Source organism: Kineococcus xinjiangensis (genome assembly GCF_002934625.1).
GTDB classification, from domain to species: Bacteria; Actinomycetota; Actinomycetes; order Actinomycetales; family Kineococcaceae; genus Kineococcus_A; species Kineococcus_A xinjiangensis.
In genome coordinates this window covers 81,571-98,112 of record NZ_PTJD01000017.1, presented here as the reverse complement: position 1 = coordinate 98,112, position 16,542 = coordinate 81,571, and the positions used below count along the sequence as shown (strand labels likewise).

Annotated in this window: 18 protein-coding genes and 3 tRNA genes; 12 read left to right on the top strand and 9 right to left on the bottom strand. The window is 73.1% G+C overall.

Translation table 11 applies throughout. From position 1 onward, the window contains the following. Positions 1–283: 283 nt before the first annotated feature. The 8 genes from CLV92_RS18910 (at position 284) to CLV92_RS21135 (ending at position 4,412) form a co-directional block, all read left to right on the top strand. The gene (locus tag CLV92_RS18910) at positions 284–1,003 is read left to right on the top strand and encodes a hypothetical protein (RefSeq protein ID WP_104435343.1); all 720 of its coding nucleotides are present in this window, start codon (positions 284–286) and stop codon (positions 1,001–1,003) included. A gap of 166 nt (positions 1,004–1,169) precedes the next feature. Further along, positions 1,170–1,505, top strand: coding sequence for a hypothetical protein (locus CLV92_RS18905; RefSeq protein ID WP_104435140.1), 336 nt, complete (start codon positions 1,170–1,172; stop codon positions 1,503–1,505). Between the two features lie 84 nt (positions 1,506–1,589). Then, positions 1,590–1,970 (top strand): hypothetical protein, encoded by a 381-nt coding sequence (locus CLV92_RS18900; protein WP_104435341.1) that lies wholly within the window; start codon positions 1,590–1,592, stop codon positions 1,968–1,970. Between the two features lie 125 nt (positions 1,971–2,095). Further along, positions 2,096–2,458, top strand: coding sequence for a hypothetical protein (locus CLV92_RS18895; RefSeq protein WP_104435339.1), 363 nt, complete (start codon positions 2,096–2,098; stop codon positions 2,456–2,458). Between the two features lie 167 nt (positions 2,459–2,625). Further along, positions 2,626–2,934: a CHC2 zinc finger domain-containing protein gene (locus CLV92_RS21665; protein WP_158257336.1), complete on the top strand. Its 309-nt coding sequence runs from the start codon at positions 2,626–2,628 to the stop codon at positions 2,932–2,934. 142 nt (positions 2,935–3,076) lie between these two features. After that, a complete protein-coding gene (locus CLV92_RS18885; protein ID WP_158257335.1) occupies positions 3,077–3,598 on the top strand; it encodes a DUF2975 domain-containing protein in 522 nt (173 codons plus the stop codon). Continuing rightward, entirely contained in the window at positions 3,598–3,852 is a 255-nt protein-coding gene (locus CLV92_RS18880; RefSeq protein ID WP_104435333.1) for a helix-turn-helix domain-containing protein, read from the top strand. The genes CLV92_RS18885 and CLV92_RS18880 overlap by 1 nt, the downstream gene beginning before the upstream one ends. A gap of 350 nt (positions 3,853–4,202) precedes the next feature. Continuing rightward, positions 4,203–4,412: a hypothetical protein gene (locus CLV92_RS21135; RefSeq protein ID WP_146099652.1), complete on the top strand. Its 210-nt coding sequence runs from the start codon at positions 4,203–4,205 to the stop codon at positions 4,410–4,412. Between the two features lie 165 nt (positions 4,413–4,577). Here CLV92_RS21135 and CLV92_RS18870 read toward each other — a convergent pair whose 3' ends face one another. The 6 genes from CLV92_RS18870 to CLV92_RS18845 all read right to left on the bottom strand — a co-directional run bounded on the left by CLV92_RS18870 (position 4,578) and on the right by CLV92_RS18845 (position 7,496). Next, the gene (locus CLV92_RS18870; protein ID WP_104435329.1) at positions 4,578–5,027 is read right to left on the bottom strand and encodes a hypothetical protein; all 450 of its coding nucleotides are present in this window, start codon (positions 5,025–5,027) and stop codon (positions 4,578–4,580) included. A gap of 247 nt (positions 5,028–5,274) precedes the next feature. Next, positions 5,275–5,745 (bottom strand): hypothetical protein, encoded by a 471-nt coding sequence (locus tag CLV92_RS18865; RefSeq protein WP_104435328.1) that lies wholly within the window; start codon positions 5,743–5,745, stop codon positions 5,275–5,277. Positions 5,746–5,996: 251 nt separating this feature from the next. After that, positions 5,997–6,073, bottom strand: a tRNA-Phe gene (locus CLV92_RS18860). A gap of 30 nt (positions 6,074–6,103) precedes the next feature. Continuing rightward, a tRNA-Asp gene (locus CLV92_RS18855) sits at positions 6,104–6,177 on the bottom strand. 74 nt (positions 6,178–6,251) lie between these two features. Continuing rightward, positions 6,252–6,324 (bottom strand) — tRNA-Glu (locus tag CLV92_RS18850). A gap of 122 nt (positions 6,325–6,446) precedes the next feature. After that, on the bottom strand, positions 6,447–7,496 hold the full coding sequence (locus CLV92_RS18845; protein ID WP_104435377.1) for a DNA topoisomerase IB: 1,050 nt from the start codon (positions 7,494–7,496) through the stop codon (positions 6,447–6,449). 58 nt (positions 7,497–7,554) lie between these two features. Between CLV92_RS18845 and CLV92_RS18840 the strand changes: the two genes are divergently transcribed. Both CLV92_RS18840 and CLV92_RS18835 read left to right on the top strand, forming a co-directional pair. Then, a complete protein-coding gene (locus CLV92_RS18840; protein WP_104435376.1) occupies positions 7,555–8,604 on the top strand; it encodes a PHP domain-containing protein in 1,050 nt (349 codons plus the stop codon). Between the two features lie 55 nt (positions 8,605–8,659). Next, positions 8,660–10,432 carry a putative bifunctional diguanylate cyclase/phosphodiesterase gene (locus CLV92_RS18835; protein ID WP_158257334.1) on the top strand — a complete coding sequence of 591 codons (1,773 nt, stop codon included), beginning with the start codon at positions 8,660–8,662 and terminating at the stop codon, positions 10,430–10,432. 36 nt (positions 10,433–10,468) lie between these two features. On the opposite strand, the gene CLV92_RS18830 is transcribed toward CLV92_RS18835, so the two are convergent. Then, the gene (locus tag CLV92_RS18830) at positions 10,469–10,726 is read right to left on the bottom strand and encodes a hypothetical protein (RefSeq protein WP_146099651.1); all 258 of its coding nucleotides are present in this window, start codon (positions 10,724–10,726) and stop codon (positions 10,469–10,471) included. A 227-nt stretch (positions 10,727–10,953) separates the two neighbouring features. Here CLV92_RS18830 and CLV92_RS18825 point away from each other — a divergent pair, with 227 nt between their 5' ends. Continuing rightward, positions 10,954–12,237, top strand: a complete 1,284-nt coding sequence (locus CLV92_RS18825; RefSeq protein WP_483867480.1) for a multidrug effflux MFS transporter — start codon at positions 10,954–10,956, stop codon at positions 12,235–12,237. A gap of 103 nt (positions 12,238–12,340) precedes the next feature. Here the strand turns inward: CLV92_RS18825 and CLV92_RS18820 are convergent, their stop codons facing one another. Continuing rightward, entirely contained in the window at positions 12,341–14,350 is a 2,010-nt protein-coding gene (locus CLV92_RS18820; RefSeq protein ID WP_104435323.1) for an acyl-CoA dehydrogenase family protein, read from the bottom strand. Further along, positions 14,347–15,159, bottom strand: coding sequence for a TetR/AcrR family transcriptional regulator (locus CLV92_RS18815; protein ID WP_211291277.1), 813 nt, complete (start codon positions 15,157–15,159; stop codon positions 14,347–14,349). Before CLV92_RS18815 ends, CLV92_RS18820 begins: the two co-directional genes overlap by 4 nt. Positions 15,160–15,239: 80 nt before the next feature. Between CLV92_RS18815 and CLV92_RS18810 the strand changes: the two genes are divergently transcribed. Then, a complete protein-coding gene (locus CLV92_RS18810; protein WP_104435322.1) occupies positions 15,240–16,538 on the top strand; it encodes an acetyl-CoA C-acetyltransferase in 1,299 nt (432 codons plus the stop codon). Positions 16,539–16,542: the final 4 nt, after the last annotated feature.

The following is a 16,542-nucleotide window of genomic DNA, read 5'->3' as shown; positions in this document are numbered from 1 at the left end:
TCACGCAACTCCGCGGGGTAACGCTTGGACGTGCTCCCTGACATGACTCCATCCTTCCCAAGGAACGGAGTCTCCGGACTCGCCGGGGCGGTTCACCCCGGCACGCGGGCGCAGCGTCGTCTGAGCACTTCCACCCCAGCTCAGGCAGGACAACTGGCCCGAACGTCAAGTGGACAAGTAGTTGCACACCAGACCCAATCATGATCGGCCCCGAACGCACTCTTCTGCCGAATTGAGGATGTTCGTCAAGCCCCAGCTGGCTGTCGCAGGAGATGCTGGACAGGTGATCGAGGTCTCCGGCATGACGCTGCTGCGCGACGCCTCGACCCTCACCTGGCTGGGCGAGTCCCCCGCCCAGGAGGGCCTGACGGGCTTCGAGCACGCTGTCGGTGAGACCAGCACCTGGATCCTGCACGCCGCCTACCTCGATCCGGGCGAGGCCGACCGCCCGGCTCTGGGCCCGGACCGCGGCGCAGACGACGTCGGCGGGGCCGGCTCGCCGGACAGCCAACACCCGGCGCCGGGCTGGCTCCGGCGACGCTGGGCGGAGCTGCCCGGCATGCGCGAGCCGGCGAGCCTGGACGTGCCGCCGTGCTTCCGCTGGTTCTCTCCCGGCCCCTGGCCCCAGACGCTCCACGGCCCCTGCGAAGGGACGCTGGATGAGGTGTCCTTCCGCGCCCTGCTGCAGGTGCTCCTGCAGCACTGCGGCGACGGGGCGAGCACCGAGGTCTACGCCTACTACTGCCCCCTCATCACCGGCGACTACGACCACCCCGTCACCTACCGGTGCCGCCTCGGCGACCTGGAGCAGATCCTGTCCCCGCGCGGCCCCTACGACTTCACCCCGAGCAACCTCTGGCCCGCCGACCGCTCCTGGCTGGTGTGGACCGACTACGACCTGTGGGCCAGCCACGTCAGCGGCCCGCGTGACCTCATCGACGCCGTGCGCCGGCACCCCCACCTCGACACCCTCAGCTGGCAGCGCCCACATCCACCGGGCTGAGGCAGCACCCACCTCGCCGAACATCCGCGCAGGCCGCCCTGAGGGCGTGATCGTGACGACCGCCAGACGCACACCTTTGCCGAAGAGCGAGCGGTCGGACAGGGGGCAACGAGCAGCTGCAGCAGGGCCCTGCCTCGAACCGAGGTGCAGGTGAGACGCTCAGCCGGTGGAGGAGTCCTACCGCCCCGTCGCCCTGCGCGTCTTCGCTGAGTGGAGCGATCAGGACCCGGTATGGGACAGCGACCTGGACCACATGGGCACGGTCGACCCGACCGAGCTCGGCGCCAGTCCCGGGCTCGTCGAGCAGCTGCGGGCATGGAACAAGCGCTTCCACGCTCTGGGGTGGACCGACTACCGCTGGCCCGATGCCGAGCAGGAGCGAGCCTGGCAGCAGGAGGGCCTGCGCCTGGCCTACCAGCTGCAGAACGAGCTATCCGACATTGAGATCAGCTACGGCCACGACGGCGACGACCGGCCTCTGCGGCAACGCCGCGGACCTTGAGACAAGTGCCCAACATCCGACCCTGCCGCGCTGAGGGCGTGGCTGCGCCCTGTCCTCCCGCTGGTTCTCGGCAGATACTGAGTCATGGCAGCGCGGCGCCGTCCTCCCTCCTTCGCCGAGGTCGTCGAGGCAGTCAAGGCAGCTCCCGCCGACCCACCGCCCTTCGACCTGCTGGGTCCCGGCGGCCGTGGCTTCCGTCTGGTCACCAAGGGCGTGAGCGCTGAGGACGCCTTCGTGGTCGCACAGGGCGGGGCCATCCTGGGGTGGGACGCCTGCGGCTGTAATGGTGACTGCGGCTACCGCTGGTTCGACGAGGCCGACGTCGCCCGCATGGTCGCCGCCGGCAGACCCAAGATCCTGCACAAGAGGAACTGGGACGGTGCCATCACCCACCTGCGCAGCGATGATGGCGGCTCCCTGCTGCTCGTGAAGTCCCCGGTCCGCTGGGGCGAGCACCTGGACTAGCCCTGCCCGGGCACCGCTCCGGCCACACACGTGGAGAGCACACCCAGCCGCCACGCGAACATCCGCATTTGACGCGCTGCGGGCGCGATTCGCCGTGCTGCTGCGGTCGTTCCTACGATCCTCGGATGCTCGAAGTCGGTAGCCGCCGCAAGAGGCAGCCCGCGCCGCCGCGGATCGTCTTCGAGGCCCTCACTCACCCCGACCGTGATTCCGCGCGACCCTGGTTGGACTTGCTCGACGACGAGCAGCGCCCTCACCTGCTGGTCGCCGACGAGCCCCACCTCGTCGTCTGGTCCTCGTTGTGGCCGCGCCGACCTGACGCCCAGGTCCGCTTCGACCTGCCTCCTGATGGTTCAGGGCAAGGCACCGAGCTGCGTTGGACGCTCCTCGTCGACGGCGAGATGCCAGACGCCTCGCTGCTGGGCCACATGTGCCGGCGACTCAACCAGCTCATCAACGCCAACCTGCGCTACACCTTCGGACAGTGAGCACCGGCGGCCGCTCCGCCGGCACGTCGGCTGCAACGAAGCAGTGGTCCGGCCACACGCTCACGCCGCCCTCAGTGCGCGATCATGGGGACCCCCAGCGTCCTCACCGGCGACGAGCGGACGGTCCTCCTCGTCGCCCTTCCCGGCTCGCGACCTACCCTGCGGCCGTGACAGGCCACATTCATCCTGACGACCTGAGGCGCATCGAGCAGGAGACGGACCTGGCGGCCGTCATCGCTGAGCACACCCCCCTCGCGGCGGGGCCCAATGAACAGCTCCGGGGCCAGTGCCCCTTCCATGACGACCAGGCGGCGAACCTGGCCGTCAGAGCGCGCATCGGCCGGTGGCACTGCTTCGGCTGCGGCGAGGGCGGAGACGTCATCACCTTCGTCATGCGCGCTGAGGGCACCTCCTTCGCCGCGTCCGCCGAGCGGCTCGCTGAAGCGGCAGACATCCGACTCCGCTACGTCGACTGAGCTCCCCGACACATCCGCCTTTGACGCTGATGGGGCGCGATCATGGCGGCGGGCGACGTCCGACCATGCCGAAGAGCGGATGACGTCACAGGCTTGCGCTATCGTTCCTCGATAACATCGATTGACGATAAGGATGGTGCTCGTGCACGTCGCTCTGCCCATCAGGCGAGCCGCGGGGCGCAAGACCCTGCTGCGCTCGACCGAGGTACTGCTCCTGCTCACCGCGGTCGCACTCTGGGCCTCGGTGATCAGTGGTGCCTCCCTGTGGCGTCCCGGGCCCTACCCCCTCGACGGGGAGTGGCGCGACTGGGCCCTCTTCCTCAGCAAGGACGTCGCCTGGGCCGCGCTTGTCACCGCCGGCATCTGGCTGCTGTGGCGCCTGGTCCGTTCCGTGCGTATGCCCGAGGGCCCCTTCACCGCCGCCAACACCCGCCGACTGGTCGCCCTTGCCCTTCTCGTCGGCCTGGGTGGCAGCCTCCTGGGCCCGGCCTGGTCCCTGTTCGCCGAACCGCTGCTGACGCCGACCTCGCGGGCCGCCAACGAGATCACCATGAGTCGCATCCCGGGGGTCTTCCCCGCCCTGACCGGCGTGCTGCTCGCGGTGCTGGCCCTGGTGTGGAGCCAGGGCGTGCGAATGCGCCAGGACGTCGACGGGCTCGTCTGATGGCCCCGGACACCGAGACCCACCGCATCCGCATCCACCTCGACGACGTGCTCAGCGCCCGCGGCATGACCCTTACCGCCCTGGCCGAAGCAGTGGGGATGACCCTGGCCAACGTCTCGATCCTGAAGAACAACCGCGCCAAGGCCATCCGGTTCTCCACCCTGACCGCCATCTGCGACGTCCTGGGCTGCCAGCCGGGCGACATCATCAGCGTCGAGCCAACCCGCACGCCCGTCACGACCCCGAGGCACTGAAGGCACTTACGCAGCGCCGGACGAACATCCGACTCCGCCGCACTGCGGGCGCGATCATGGCGGCCGTTCAACATCGATCGTGCCGGTGCGGCCGTGCCTCAAGCCGAGGGTGCGGGATGCCGATACGGGCAACGACCACATCACCCACATGGCCGTAGGGGCGCTCCATGCACGCACACCGCTCGCGTTCCGCCTTCCTCGCCCTGGCCGTGGTCGCAGGCTCCGCCCTCACCCTCGGAGGCCTTCACCTGCACGGTGAAGAGCCCCCCTCCTCGGCGCCCCAGCTCGCCGCCGTCTCAATCGGGGAGGGGCCCGCGCCGGAAGGACGCAGCTTCTGGCCGGAGTCCTCGGTGAGCGTCGTGGACGACCTCGACTACCTGCCCGACCCCACGGACAGCGGCGCGCACGACAACGGCCAGGCGCCAGTCGAGATGAGGACCGCTCGGGCGGACGTCGATCGCGACCCACTCAACTACGGCTCCGACCCCTTCCCTCACTTCCAGCCCGCGCCCATCCAGCTCCCGGTGGAGGCGAAATCCATCTCGGGCCTCACCCGCTGAGCAGGCAGGCCCGTTGCCTGAACGCCTCAGATGCGCGCTCGTGTCGCTGATGGAGCGCGATCATGAGCGGCCAGTGACGCCCGACCATGCCGAGGAGCGGGCGGCCGCGTCGGCCTCAGGCCGTCGCAGGTGCCGCACTGCGAGGAGACCCGGACGCCAGGTTGATCAGTGGTGGCTGTGCGCCACGTTGACGGTCGAGCCGCCGCTGAACTTGCCGGGTGAGACGTCCATCGGGGTGAGGCGGTGGGCGGCGATGGCGGCGGAGACGGCCTCGCCCTGGTGGGTGCCGCTCATCACCAGGCTGTCCTCCGGGGCGCCGGGCATGCCCCTGCGCGCCTCGATGTCTCCTGGAGCGGCGGCGATCAGCTCGGCGACCACTGCGGCGGCTTCGCTGGGGCTGCGGTCGGTGAGAAAGCAGATCATGCCCTGGCCGGTGGCGCAGCCGTCGACGTAGGAGACGGTCTTGAAGTCGCTGGGCCACTGGATGCTCTGCATGGCCACCGTGCTGCGCTGCTGACGGGCCAGCTCCCGCTCCTCGGCGGTCGGCTGGGACTGCACCCAGGTCACCGTCCCGGCCACCGCCAGAGCGCCAGCCAGACCCAGGACGTAGGGCATGCGTAGACGCCGGGAGGCAGGCTGCTCGCTGGTCATGTCCTTCAATCGGCTTCGAGCACCTGATCTTGAGCCGGTGGCCAGCCACTCAACATGCGTCAGCAGCGCGAGCCGCTGCTGAAAAGGGTCCACTGACCCACTGCGCGCTCACTGCGCAGACTCTTCCTGCTGGCGGTCTGATGCCGCGCTGCGGGCGCGATCACGACCCGCCGGCGACGTCAGAGGATGCGCAGGGCTTCCGACCCGTGGGTCAGTAGGGCGTCACACTCACCAAGGTCCCCACATCAGTGATGACCTTGGAGTTGGCCGCGGTGAGGGAGCTGATGACAAGGTTGACGCCACGGTCGCCGAAGCTGACCTTGAGGGAGCACTGCCCCCGGCCTTCCCGGGCACTCTCCACTGCCTGCCCGGCGGCGGGTGGCTCAGGCCGGCACTCTTGGTCGACCGGCTGCCCTGCCTGATCACTGAGGGCGTCTGCCAGTGACGTGGCGATCTGCTGGAACGGCTTGTCGACCTCCCAGCAGGCGACGAGCAGGTCATCTCGGCAGATCGGCGAGTCAGCGGCCCCCGCTGGGGTGGGGATGGCGCGAGCTGCAGCCACCGCCTGCTGCAGGTTCTGGTTGTCGACGTGCTCCTGTACCCGGGGGACCGTCACCGCCGCGACGCCCCCCACCGCGACGACGGCGAGGCAGGCGGCAAGGGCGGGTCGCAGGCGACGCATGCTCCAGAGGTCGACATTTGATGATCGCGACTTGAGGCCGCGCTGCGGACTGGCCGTTTCCCACGCGCGCCCGCCCGTGCCGCTGATGGAGCACGATCATGGCGCGGCCGATCATGGAATGGCAAGGACCTCGGCAGGCCGCTGCTGACACAGCCCTGACAGGCGCCTGCGGCCGGACGGTCCGCCCCGCCCACGCGAAGGGCCCCCGCCTGCATCTCTGCAGCTCAGGGGCCCTTCGCGATGTCTCGTTGTGGTGGCCAGGGGCGGGGTCGAACCGCCGACCTTCCGATTTTCAGTCGGACGCTCGTACCAACTGAGCTACCTGGCCCAGCCGCGACCGGAACTCCGGTACGGCGAGCGACCCCGACGGGACTCGAACCCGCGACCTCCGCCGTGACAGGGCGGCGCGCTAACCAACTGCGCTACGGGGCCTCGTGGTGAGGCTTCGTGCTGCACCCGATCGTACTAGGTGCTGGGTGGTGCTTCCGACCGTGGTGGCCCGGACGTGCCCCCAACGGGATTCGAACCCGTGCTGCCGCCTTGAAAGGGCGGAGTCCTAGGCCGCTAGACGATGAGGGCGCCAGCTTCCGGAGGATGCTCGCGTCCGTCAACGCCAGGACCCGTCGGAGGACGTGGTCCAGCATAGGGGTATGCGTCCACGGTGACCAAGGCGGTACCCCGCAGCGCGGGTGACGCTCCCCTCAGGCCGCCCGCCGCTGCGGCGCGACCGGCTCGTCCCGCAGCAGGCATTGCACCGCCAGCTCGATCGCCCCGTGCGTGGCGGGGTGGCCGAACTCGGCCTCGGCCCCCAGGTCGCGCAGCACCGGCTCGATGGTGACCCCGTCGTGGAAGAGGTCGACCACCCGCGGGTCGATGTAGCTGCTGCGGGCGACGGCGGGGGTGTTGCCGAGATACTCCGAGACCTCCCGGCAGGCGCGGGCGACCGCCCGGGCGCGCGCCGTGGGGCTGCCGCACACCGACGCCGACACCGCCAGTGCGACCGCCGCCAGCACGGTGGCGTGCCAGGTGCGGAAGTCCTTCGCGGACACCTCGGGGCCGATCACCTCGTGCAGGTACTCGTTGACGTCCGTGCTGGTCACGTCGTGCCAGCGCCCCGCACGCTCCTTCCAGGCCAGCAGGTCGTCACCGCCGCCGCGGCGGCGCTTCATCGCCCGCACCGCCGCCCGCACCGCGGGATCGGCGATGACGGCCCTGCGGTCCTTGCCGGACTTGGCGACGTAGGAGAACACCAGCTCCCCGTCGTGCTCCCGCACGTGCTCGCGGCGCAGGGTCGCCAGGCCGTAGGAGCCGTTCTCCTCCGCGTAGGTCTCCCCGCCCACCCGGAAGAAGCCCAGGTCGAGCAGCCGGAACGCCGTGGCCAGTGCCCGCTCCCGCGGCATCCCGGGCAGCGCCAGGTGCTGCGCGACGACCTGGCGGGCGCGGGGCAGTTCGTCGGCGACCTGCAGGACCCGCTCGTGCTTGAGCCGGTCCCGCTGGGCGCGCCACTGCTCGTGGTAGCGGTACTGCCGCCGGCCGCGCTCGTCGGTGCCCACGGCCTGCAGGTGGCCGTTGGGCCAGGGGCAGATCCACACGTCGCGGTAGGCCGGGGGGATCGCGAGCTCCTCGATGCGCCGGACCACGTCGGGGTCGGTGATCCGCGTGCCGTCCGTGTCGAGGTAGACCCAGCCGCGACCGGCCCGGCGGCGGGTGAAGCCGGGGGTGGAGCACGAGGAGCGGCGCAGGCGCGGCACCTCCAGATCGTGCACAGTGGCGGCCGGACCCGCACGCCGAGCGCCGGAGGAGGCCACCGTGGACCCCGGATCCGCCCTGCGGCGCTGCGCGTTCCTGCTGGAGCGGGCCGGCGCCGCGACGCACCGGGTGCGGGCCTTCCGCCGTGCCGCGGCCGTCGTCGACGGGCTGGCGGCGGGGGAGGTGCGCCGCCGCGCCGAGGAGGGGACCCTGACCGAGCTGCCGGGGCTCGGGTCCACGACCGCCGGGGTCGTCGCCGAGGCCCTCGCCGACGCGGTGCCCGAGTACCTGCGGTGGCTGGAGGCGGACGCCGTCCCGCTGGCCACCGGTGGGGAGGAGCTGCGGGCGGCCCTGCGCGGGGACCTGCACCTGCACTCCGACGACTCCGACGGCGGCAGCCCGCTGGAGGAGATGGCGCGCACCGCCGCGGAGCTGGGGCACGAGTACGCCGCCCTGACCGACCACTCCGCCCGGCTGCGCGTGGCCAACGGCCTCTCCCGCGAGCGCCGGGAGCGCCAGCTCGACGCGATCGCGGCGCTCGCGCCCCGCCTGGCGCCGTTCCGGCTGCTCGCGGGCATCGAGGTCGACGTCCTCGACGACGGCTCCCTGGACTGCGACGACGACCTCCTCGCCCGCCTGGACGTGGTCGTCGCCTCCGTGCACTCCAAGCTGCGCATGGACGCCGACGCCATGACGGAGCGGATGCTGGCCGCGGTCGGCGGCGGCCGGATGGACGTGCTCGGGCACTGCACCGGCCGCCTGCTGGGGTCGAAGCCGCGCCCGCAGAGCACCTTCGACGCCGAGGCGGTGTTCGCCGCCTGCGCCGAGCACGGCGTCGCCGTGGAGGTGAACTGCCGCCCCGACCGCCTCGACCCCCCGCGGGACCTGCTGCGGCGCGCCGTGGCCGCGGGCTGCCTGTTCGCGATCGACACCGACGCGCACGCCCCCGGCCAGCTCGACTGGCAGGCCCTCGGCTGCGCCCGCGCCGCCGAGTGCGGGGTGCCCGCGGAGCGGGTCGTCAACACCTGGCCCGTGGAGCGGCTGCTGGAGTGGACGGGGCGGCGCGGGGGAAGCCGCCGCCCCGGTGCTCAAGGCGCCCCACCGGGCTGACGATGCCTTCCGTGGCGGCGACTCATCCGGAGCGCCCGATCATCCGGAGGACCCCGTGCCGCAGCAGCGACCGGAGGCGCGAGCCGCAACGACCGGCACGCCCGCACCCGCCGCCCCCGCCTTCCTGCACGCGCTGCTCGAGACCCTCCCCGTGGGTGTGATCACCGCCGGTGCCGACGGTGCGGTGACGGCCGTCAACGCCGCCGCGCGCCAGTGGTTCGGCCTCGCACCGGACACCGACGCTCAGGCCGTCCTGGACGTCCCGCTGCGCGACGGCGACGCCCGCACCGCTCTCCCTGCGCAGCGGACGCCCCTGGCGCGCGCCCTCGCGGGGGAGTGCGTCGAGGACGCCGACGTCGTCCTGGCCGTGCCCGGGCAGGCCCTGCGAGCACTGCGTTGCTCTGCCCGTCCTGTGACCGGTGACGGCGGTTCTCCCCTCGGGGCGCTGGTCACCATGACCGACGTCTCCGAGCGCCTCGCGCTGGAGGAGCAGCTGCGGGAGGTGGCGCTGCGCGACGCCCTGACGGGCCTGCCCAACCGCACGCTGCTGCTGGACCGCGTCCAGCACGCGCTGTCCACCGCGCGCCGCGACGACTCCCGCCTCGCCCTGCTGTCCTGCGACCTCGACGGCTTCAAGGAGGTCAACGGCGCCGCCGGGCACGCCGCCGGTGACGCGCTCCTGCGCGAGGTCGCCACCCGCCTGCAGCGCGTCCTGCGTCCGGGTGACACCGTCGCCCGCCTCGGCGGGGACGAGTTCGCGCTGCTGTGCCCGGACATCACCGACGAGAACGACGCCCGCGCCATCGCCGACCGCGTCGTGTCGATCCTCGCCGAGCCGTTCCAGCTGCCCAGCGGCGCGCACCTGCTGGGCGTCAGCGTCGGCCTGGCGCTGTCCACGCGCGCCACCACTGCCGAGCTGCTGCTCGGTGAGGCCGACGACGCCATGTACACCGCCAAGCGCTCCGGCAAGGGCCGCAGCCACCTCTTCGACGTCGAGGTCCGCGCGGCCGCGATCCGCGCCTCGGCCCTGCTGGCGGAGGCCGCCGCGGGCCTGGAGCGGGAGGAGTTCGTCCTGTACGGGCAGCCGGTCGTGGACATCGTCACCGGCCGCGCGACGGCCGTGGAGACGCTGATCCGCTGGCAGCACCCCACCCGCGGCCTGCTGTTCCCGGGAGCGTTCCTGGAGACGGTGGAGCACAGCTGGCTGATGATCCCGCTCGGGCGCTGGGTGCTGGACGCCTCGTGCCGGATGGCGGCGGGCTGGCTGGAGACCCTCGGCCCGGACGCGCCGGCCGTGCACGTCAACGTCTCGGGCCGGCAGCTGGAGACGGGCACCCTCGCCGCCGACGTGGAGGCCGCGCTGGAGCGCCACGGCCTGCCCGGGCGCAACCTCGTGGTGGAGCTCACCGAGACCCACGTGGCCGTCATCGACGACGCGCTGCGGGCGGACCTGGCGCGGCTGCGGGCGCGCGGGGTGCGGCTCGCGGTCGACGACCTCGGCACCGGCTACAGCGCGCTGACGAGCATCACCGAGCTCCCCGTGGACGTGCTGAAGGTGGACCGCAGCTTCGTGCGCGACATCGCCGACGACCCCTCGGCGGCGGCCGTCGTGCGCGCCGTCATCGGCATCGGCGGGGCGCTGGGGCTGTCGGTGGTCGCCGAGGGCGTGGAGACGGCCGGGCAGCAGGACTTCCTGCGCCGGCACGGCTGCGACAGCGCGCAGGGCTTCCTGTGGAGCCCGGCGCGCCCGGACGCGGAGCTCGTGGAGCTGCTGCGCTCCCAGGGCGTCAGCGGCGGTCTCGCCGAGCAGGAGGTCGTCGCGAGCTGAGCCCTCCCGGGCGGCCCCGAGGCCGTCTGGTGGGGGTCAGCAGGCGCGGTCGTGCACGTCCTCGGCGTCCGCTGCGCCGCACCCGTCGCCGTCGACGAGGGCGGCGGTCAGCGCGCGCACCAGGTCGGGGACGTCGGCGCTCGCGAGGCGGAACGTGGCCACGCACGTGGAACCCTGCCAGACGCTGAGGACGACGCGGTCGATCTCGGGGTGGCTGGACACGCGCAGCGCGCGGCCCGCGCGGTCGCGCCCCACGAGGACGCTCGCCCGCGACGGCACCGGTGCCACAGCCACGCACGGAGTCTGCGCCTGCGCCCGCGACCGCGTCCAGACGGGAGGCCCGGCAGGGACCCGGACGGGCCTCCCGTCGCACCGGGGCGCGTCGCGCCCGGACCCGCGGGGCGCGCCTGGGACACGCGCGGGAAACCCCTGGCGGGAACACGTCGCGGCCCCCGAGTCTTGTCGGGGGGAGGGCGACCGGAAGGCGGTTGCCGGGAGGGGGGACCGTGAGACCGCAGCACCTGTCGCAGGAGGAGGCGGAGCAGGCGAGTGCCGCCGGGGTGCCGGAGGCCACCGTTCCGGTCCTGGCGGCCGGGGAGCGCGCACCCCTGACGACCGCCCAGCGCTGGCGCGCCGTCCTGGTGCTGGGCAGCCTGATCGCGCTGGGCCCGCTGAGCATCGACATGTACCTGCCGGCGCTGCCGGCCCTGACCGGGGACCTGGACGCCAGCGCGTCCGCCGTGCAGCTCACACTCACAGGGACCCTCGTCGGCCTGGCCCTGGGGCAGCTCCTCATCGGCCCGTTGTCCGACGCCTACGGCCGCAAGCGGCCCCTCGTCGCGGGCATCGCCCTGCACGTCGTCACGTCGGTGCTGTGCGCGCTGGCGCCGTCGATCACGGTGCTCGGTGCCCTGCGCGTCCTGCAGGGCGTGGGGGTGGCCGCGGCGAGCGTCGTGGCGATGGCCGTGGTGCGCGACCTGTTCAGCGGCAGCGCGGCCGCGGCGGTGCTGTCCCGGCTCATCCTCGTGATGGGCCTCGCGCCGGTCCTCGCGCCGTCGCTGGGCGGTGCGGTGCTGGAGGTCGGTTCCTGGCGCACGGTGTTCCTGGTGCTGGCCTGCTTCGGGCTGGGACTGATGGCCGTGGCGGTGTTCGCGCTGCGGGAGACGCTGCCGCCGCAGCGCCGCGTCGCCGCCGGCCTGCGCCCGACCCTGCGCGGCTACCGCGAGCTGCTGCGCGACCGGACGCTCGTGGGGATGATGCTGGTCGCGGGGCTGACGATGGCGGCGGTCTTCGCCTACGTCTCCGGCTCCCCGTTCGTGCTGCAGCAGGGCTTCGGCCTCGACGAGCGCACGTTCGCGCTGGTGTTCGGGGCGGGGGCGGTGGGCCTGGTCGCGGCTTCGCAGGTGAACGTGGTCCTGCTGGGGCGGTTCGCGCCGGAGCGGATCCTCACGGCGGCGCTGACCGCGGGGGCCGTCGCCGGCCTGGTGCTGGTGGTCACGGCGCTGACCGGGCTGGGCGGCATCTACGGGATCCTGCTGCCGCTGTGGGTGGTCCTCGCGGTGGTGGCGCTGTGCGGGCCGAACGCCGCGGCGGTGGCGCTGTCCCGCCACGGCGAGCGGGCGGGGGCGGCGGCCGCGCTGCTGGGCTCGGCGCAGTTCGGCGTGGGGGCGGCGGTGGCGCCGCTGACGGGGCTCGGCACGCCGGGCTCCGCGGTGCCGATGGCGCTGGCGATCGCGGGGACGCTGCTCACGGCCTCGGTGCTGGTGCGGCTCACCCTGCGACCGGCCAGGGCCACCGCCGCCTGAGCGGGTCGCGCCGAGCGGGTCGAGGCGCGCCGCGCCGGTGACGACGAGGAGGGGCCCCGCCACGACCGTGGCGGGGCCCCTCCTCGCGTGACGTCGGGCCGGCTCAGCGCTGCAGCACGGAGGCCTGCAGCCACGCCTCGGGGATGCCGAACCCGGCGAGCAGCTCCTCCGTGCGGGGGCGCAGCTTCGCGAGGGCGTCGTTGACCGCGTGGGTGATCTGCTTGGCGCGCACCGGGCTGATGCGGCGGTGCTGCAGGTACCAGCCCTTCTCCGCCTCCAGCAGGGCCAGGGCGTGCAGGTCGCACACCTGCTCCAGCAGCGCCTTGACGCCCGGGTCCTCGCAGCGGGCGACGGCGGCGGTGAAGGCCTCCAGCACGACGCGGTCCACGTGGGCGCGCCCCGCCATGATCATGTGGTCCTGCAGGGCGTTGAGCGCCTCGAAGGAGCGCCCCTCGGACTTCGACTGCGCCCTGCGGGCCCGCTTGGCCAGCGTCTCCACGACGTGCTTCTCGCGGTACTGCACGAGCTGCAGCTGCCAGGCGCGGCTGTGCAGCTCCTCCTCGCCGTCGCCGCGGCGCGGGGCGGAGTCGATGATCTCCTGCACGAGCAGGCGGGCGGGGCTGCGCCCGGCCACGGTGCTCACGAAGTCGAGGGTGGCGAACTTCGCCATGCCCAGGGTGTCGAGGTCGGAGAACTGCTGCTTGTACTGCGTCAGCAGGCTCTTGGCGACGAGCTGGAGCAGGACGGTGTTGTCGCCCTCGAAGGTGGTGAAGATGTCGCTGTCGGCCTTCAGCTGCGGCAGGCGGTTCTCGGAGAGGTAGCCCGCCCCGCCGCAGGCCTCGCGGCAGGTCTGGATGGTGGCGGTGGCGTGCCAGCTGGAGGCGGCCTTCATGCCGGCGGCCTGCGCCTCGAAGGCGCGCTGCTTGACGGTGTCGACCTCCCTGCCGCGCAGCTGGGCGCCGACGACCTCGTGCATGGCCTGCAGGAGCTCGTCCTGGGCGAAGGTCAGCGCGTAGGTGGTGGCCAGCGGGATGAGGAGGCGCCGCTGGTGGCTGAGGTAGTCCAGGAGCAGCACCTCCTCGTCGGTGCCGGGGCGGCCGAACTGGCGGCGGTTGAGGGCGTGGCGCAGGGCGATGGCGAGGGCGATCTTGGTCTGGCTCAGCGCCCCGCCGGAGATGCTGACGCGGCCCTTGACGAGGGCGCCGAGCATGGTGAAGAAGCGGGCGTTGGCGCTCTTGATGAGGCTGGAGTAGGTGCCGTCCTCGGCGACCTGCGCGTAGCGGTCGAGCAGCGCCGTACGGGGGACCCGTACCTGGTCGAACATGATCCGGCCGTTGTCGACGCCGTTGAGGCCGGCCTTGCGGCCGCAGTCGGACAGGGTGATGCCGGGCAGCGCCTGCCCGTCGCGGCGGATCGGCACGAGGAGGGCGTGCACGCCGTGGCGCTCACCCTTCGTCTCCAGCTGGGCGAAGACGACGGCCATCTCGGCGTCCTCGGCGGCGCCGCCGATGTACTCCTTCTGCGCCATGGCGTCGGGGGAGTGGATGACGAACTCCTGCGTCGCCGCGTCGTAGGTGGCGGTGGTGCTGAGGCTGGCGACGTCGGAGCCGTGCCCGGACTCGGTCATCGCGAAGCAGCCGACGAGGTCGAGCTTCAGCGCGCGGGGGAGGACCTCGGTGTGGTGGCGCTCGGTGCCCAGCGCCTGGACGGAGCCGGCGAAGAGGCCGAACTGCACCCCGGACTTGATCATCAGGGAGGCGTCGCCGAAGCCGAGCATCTCGAACTGGCTGACCTGGCCGCCGGGGTCGTCGCCACCGCCGTAGCGGGAGGAGAAGCCCAGCTCGTGGCCGCCCATGGCGACGATGCGGCGGAGCTGGTCGCGGGTGCGGTCGCGGTGCTCGGCCGTCGTGAGGTGGTCGGCGGGCTCGAAGAGGTCGAGGGGCAGCTCGGCGCGGCACTTCTCCCGCAGCTCGCGGAAGGTGCCGTCGACGAAGCGGCGCAGGGCCTCGGTGTCGACGGGGCCGGCGGGGACGGTGCTCTCCTCCGCTGCCCGTGCGGGTGCCTGGCCGCCGGCCGGGGTGCGCTCCGGTGCGTGGACGTCGGTCGCGGTCATCGCTCCTCCTCGTGCTGCGGTGCTGCGCTGACGGCGGTGGCCCCGGTTCGGGGTCCGCCGGGGGTGCTGGGTTCGCCCGGGGTGCCGGGGCCGCCAGGTATGTCATCGGTCACCGGGAGGACGGCCGTGAGCCCTCCCCAGGCGAGCGTGGTCAGGTGGCGCGCCAGGACCTCGGCGGGCAGGCGCTCGGGGGCGGCCATCCACCGGTCGGCGGCGGCCCGGATGAGGCCGACGAGACCGTGGGCGAGGGCGTCGGTGGCCTCGGAGCCGGCTCCGGCGGCGCGCAGCTGGGCCGTGAGGGTGCGGGCGGTCTCGTCGCCGATGGCGGCGGTGAGGCCGCCGACGGGGTCGGAGGAGACCTCCCGGTCGAGGAACGGGTGCTTGACCACGAAGCGGTAGACCTCGGGGTCCTGCTCGACGAGCCGCAGGTAGGTCTCGATGATCCCGGCGAGGGCCTCGCGGGGGGTGGTGGCGCGGGCGACGGCCGCCTTGAGCTCGCGGACGATGAGGCGGTTCACGCGGGCGACGACGGCGAGGTAGAGGGCCTCCTTGTCGGTGAAGTGCCGGTAGAGGGCCGTCTTGCTGGTGCCCGCGGTGGCGGCGATCTCGTCCATGCCGACGCCGGCGCCGTGGCGGGTGATGGCGCGCAGGGCGGCCTCGACGAGCTCCTCCCGGCGGGTGCGGCGGTGCTCGGCCCAGCGCGTGCGCCGACGGTCCGGCCGGGCGGGGGCCGGGAGCGCCGCGTCGGCAGGGGAGCCCCCGGTGTCAGCCGGCAGCGGCTCGGCGGGCGGGGGAACGGCGGTGTCCACGGCTTCACAGTACCCGGTACTCGGAGTACCTGCTACCTTGCGTACAGAGTAGTTCACTCGAATGTCGACGAGGAGATCCGATGGCTCCCGCACTCCGCCGGGCCGCGATCGTGGGCGGCAACCGCATCCCGTTCGCCCGTTCCGGCAAGCGCTACGCGCAGGCCTCCACCCAGGACATGCTCACCGCCGCGATCGACGGTCTCGTCGCCCGCTACGGCCTGCAGGGCGAGCGTGTCGGCGAGGTCGCCGCCGGGGCCGTCCTCAAGCACAGCCGGGACCTCAACCTCACCCGTGAGGCCGTCCTCTCCACGGCGCTGGCGCCCACCACCCCCGCCTACGACGTGCAGCAGGCGTGCGGCACCGGCCTGGAGGCCGCCGTCCTCGTCGCCAACAAGATCGCCCTCGGCCAGGTCGACTCCGCCATCGCCGGCGGCACCGACTCCGCGTCCGACGCCCCGATCGCCGTCGACGAGGGCCTGCGCCGCGTCCTGCTGGACCTCGGCCACGCCCGCACCCCGCAGCAGAAGCTCAAGGCGATCTCCCGCCTGCGCCCCGGCAACCTCGTGCCCGCCCCGCCGCGCAACTCCGAGCCGCGCACCGGCCTGTCCATGGGCGAGCACATGGCGATCACGGCCGCGGAGCGCCGGATCCCCCGGCAGGCGCAGGACGAGCTGGCGCTGGCCAGCCACCGCAACCTCACCGCCGCCTACGACCGCGGCTTCTTCGACGACCTCGTGACCCCGTACCTGGGGCTGAAGCGCGACGACAACCTGCGCCCCGACTCCACCCTGGAGAAGCTCTCCTCCCTGCAGCCGGTGTTCGGCCGCTCCGGGCGCGCCGCGGACCTGGCCGAGCCGACCATGACGGCGGGCAACTCCACCCCCCTCACCGACGGCGCCGCGGTCGTGCTGCTCGCCAGCGACGAGTGGGCCGAGCAGCGCCGCCTGCCCGTGCTCGCGCACCTCGTCGACGCCGAGACCGCCGCCGTGGACTACGTGCACGGCGGCGACGGCCTGCTGATGGCGGGCGCCCACGCCGTGCCGCGGCTGCTGGAGCGCAACGGCCTCACCCTGCAGGACTTCGACCTCTACGAGATCCACGAGGCCTTCGCCGCCACGGTCCTCGCCGTCCTCGACGTCTGGAACGACGAGGAGTACTGCCGCGAGCGCCTCGGCCTGCCCGCCGCGCTGGGCACGATCGACCGCTCGAAGCTCAACGTGGCGGGGTCCTCGCTGGCCACCGGCCACCCCTTCGCCGCCACCGGCGCGCGCATCCTCGCGAGCACCGCGAAGCTGCTGTCCGAGCGCGGCGGCGGGCGGGCGCTGATCTCCATCTGCGCCGCCGGCGGCCAGGGCGTCACCGCGATCGTGGAGGCCTGAGCCC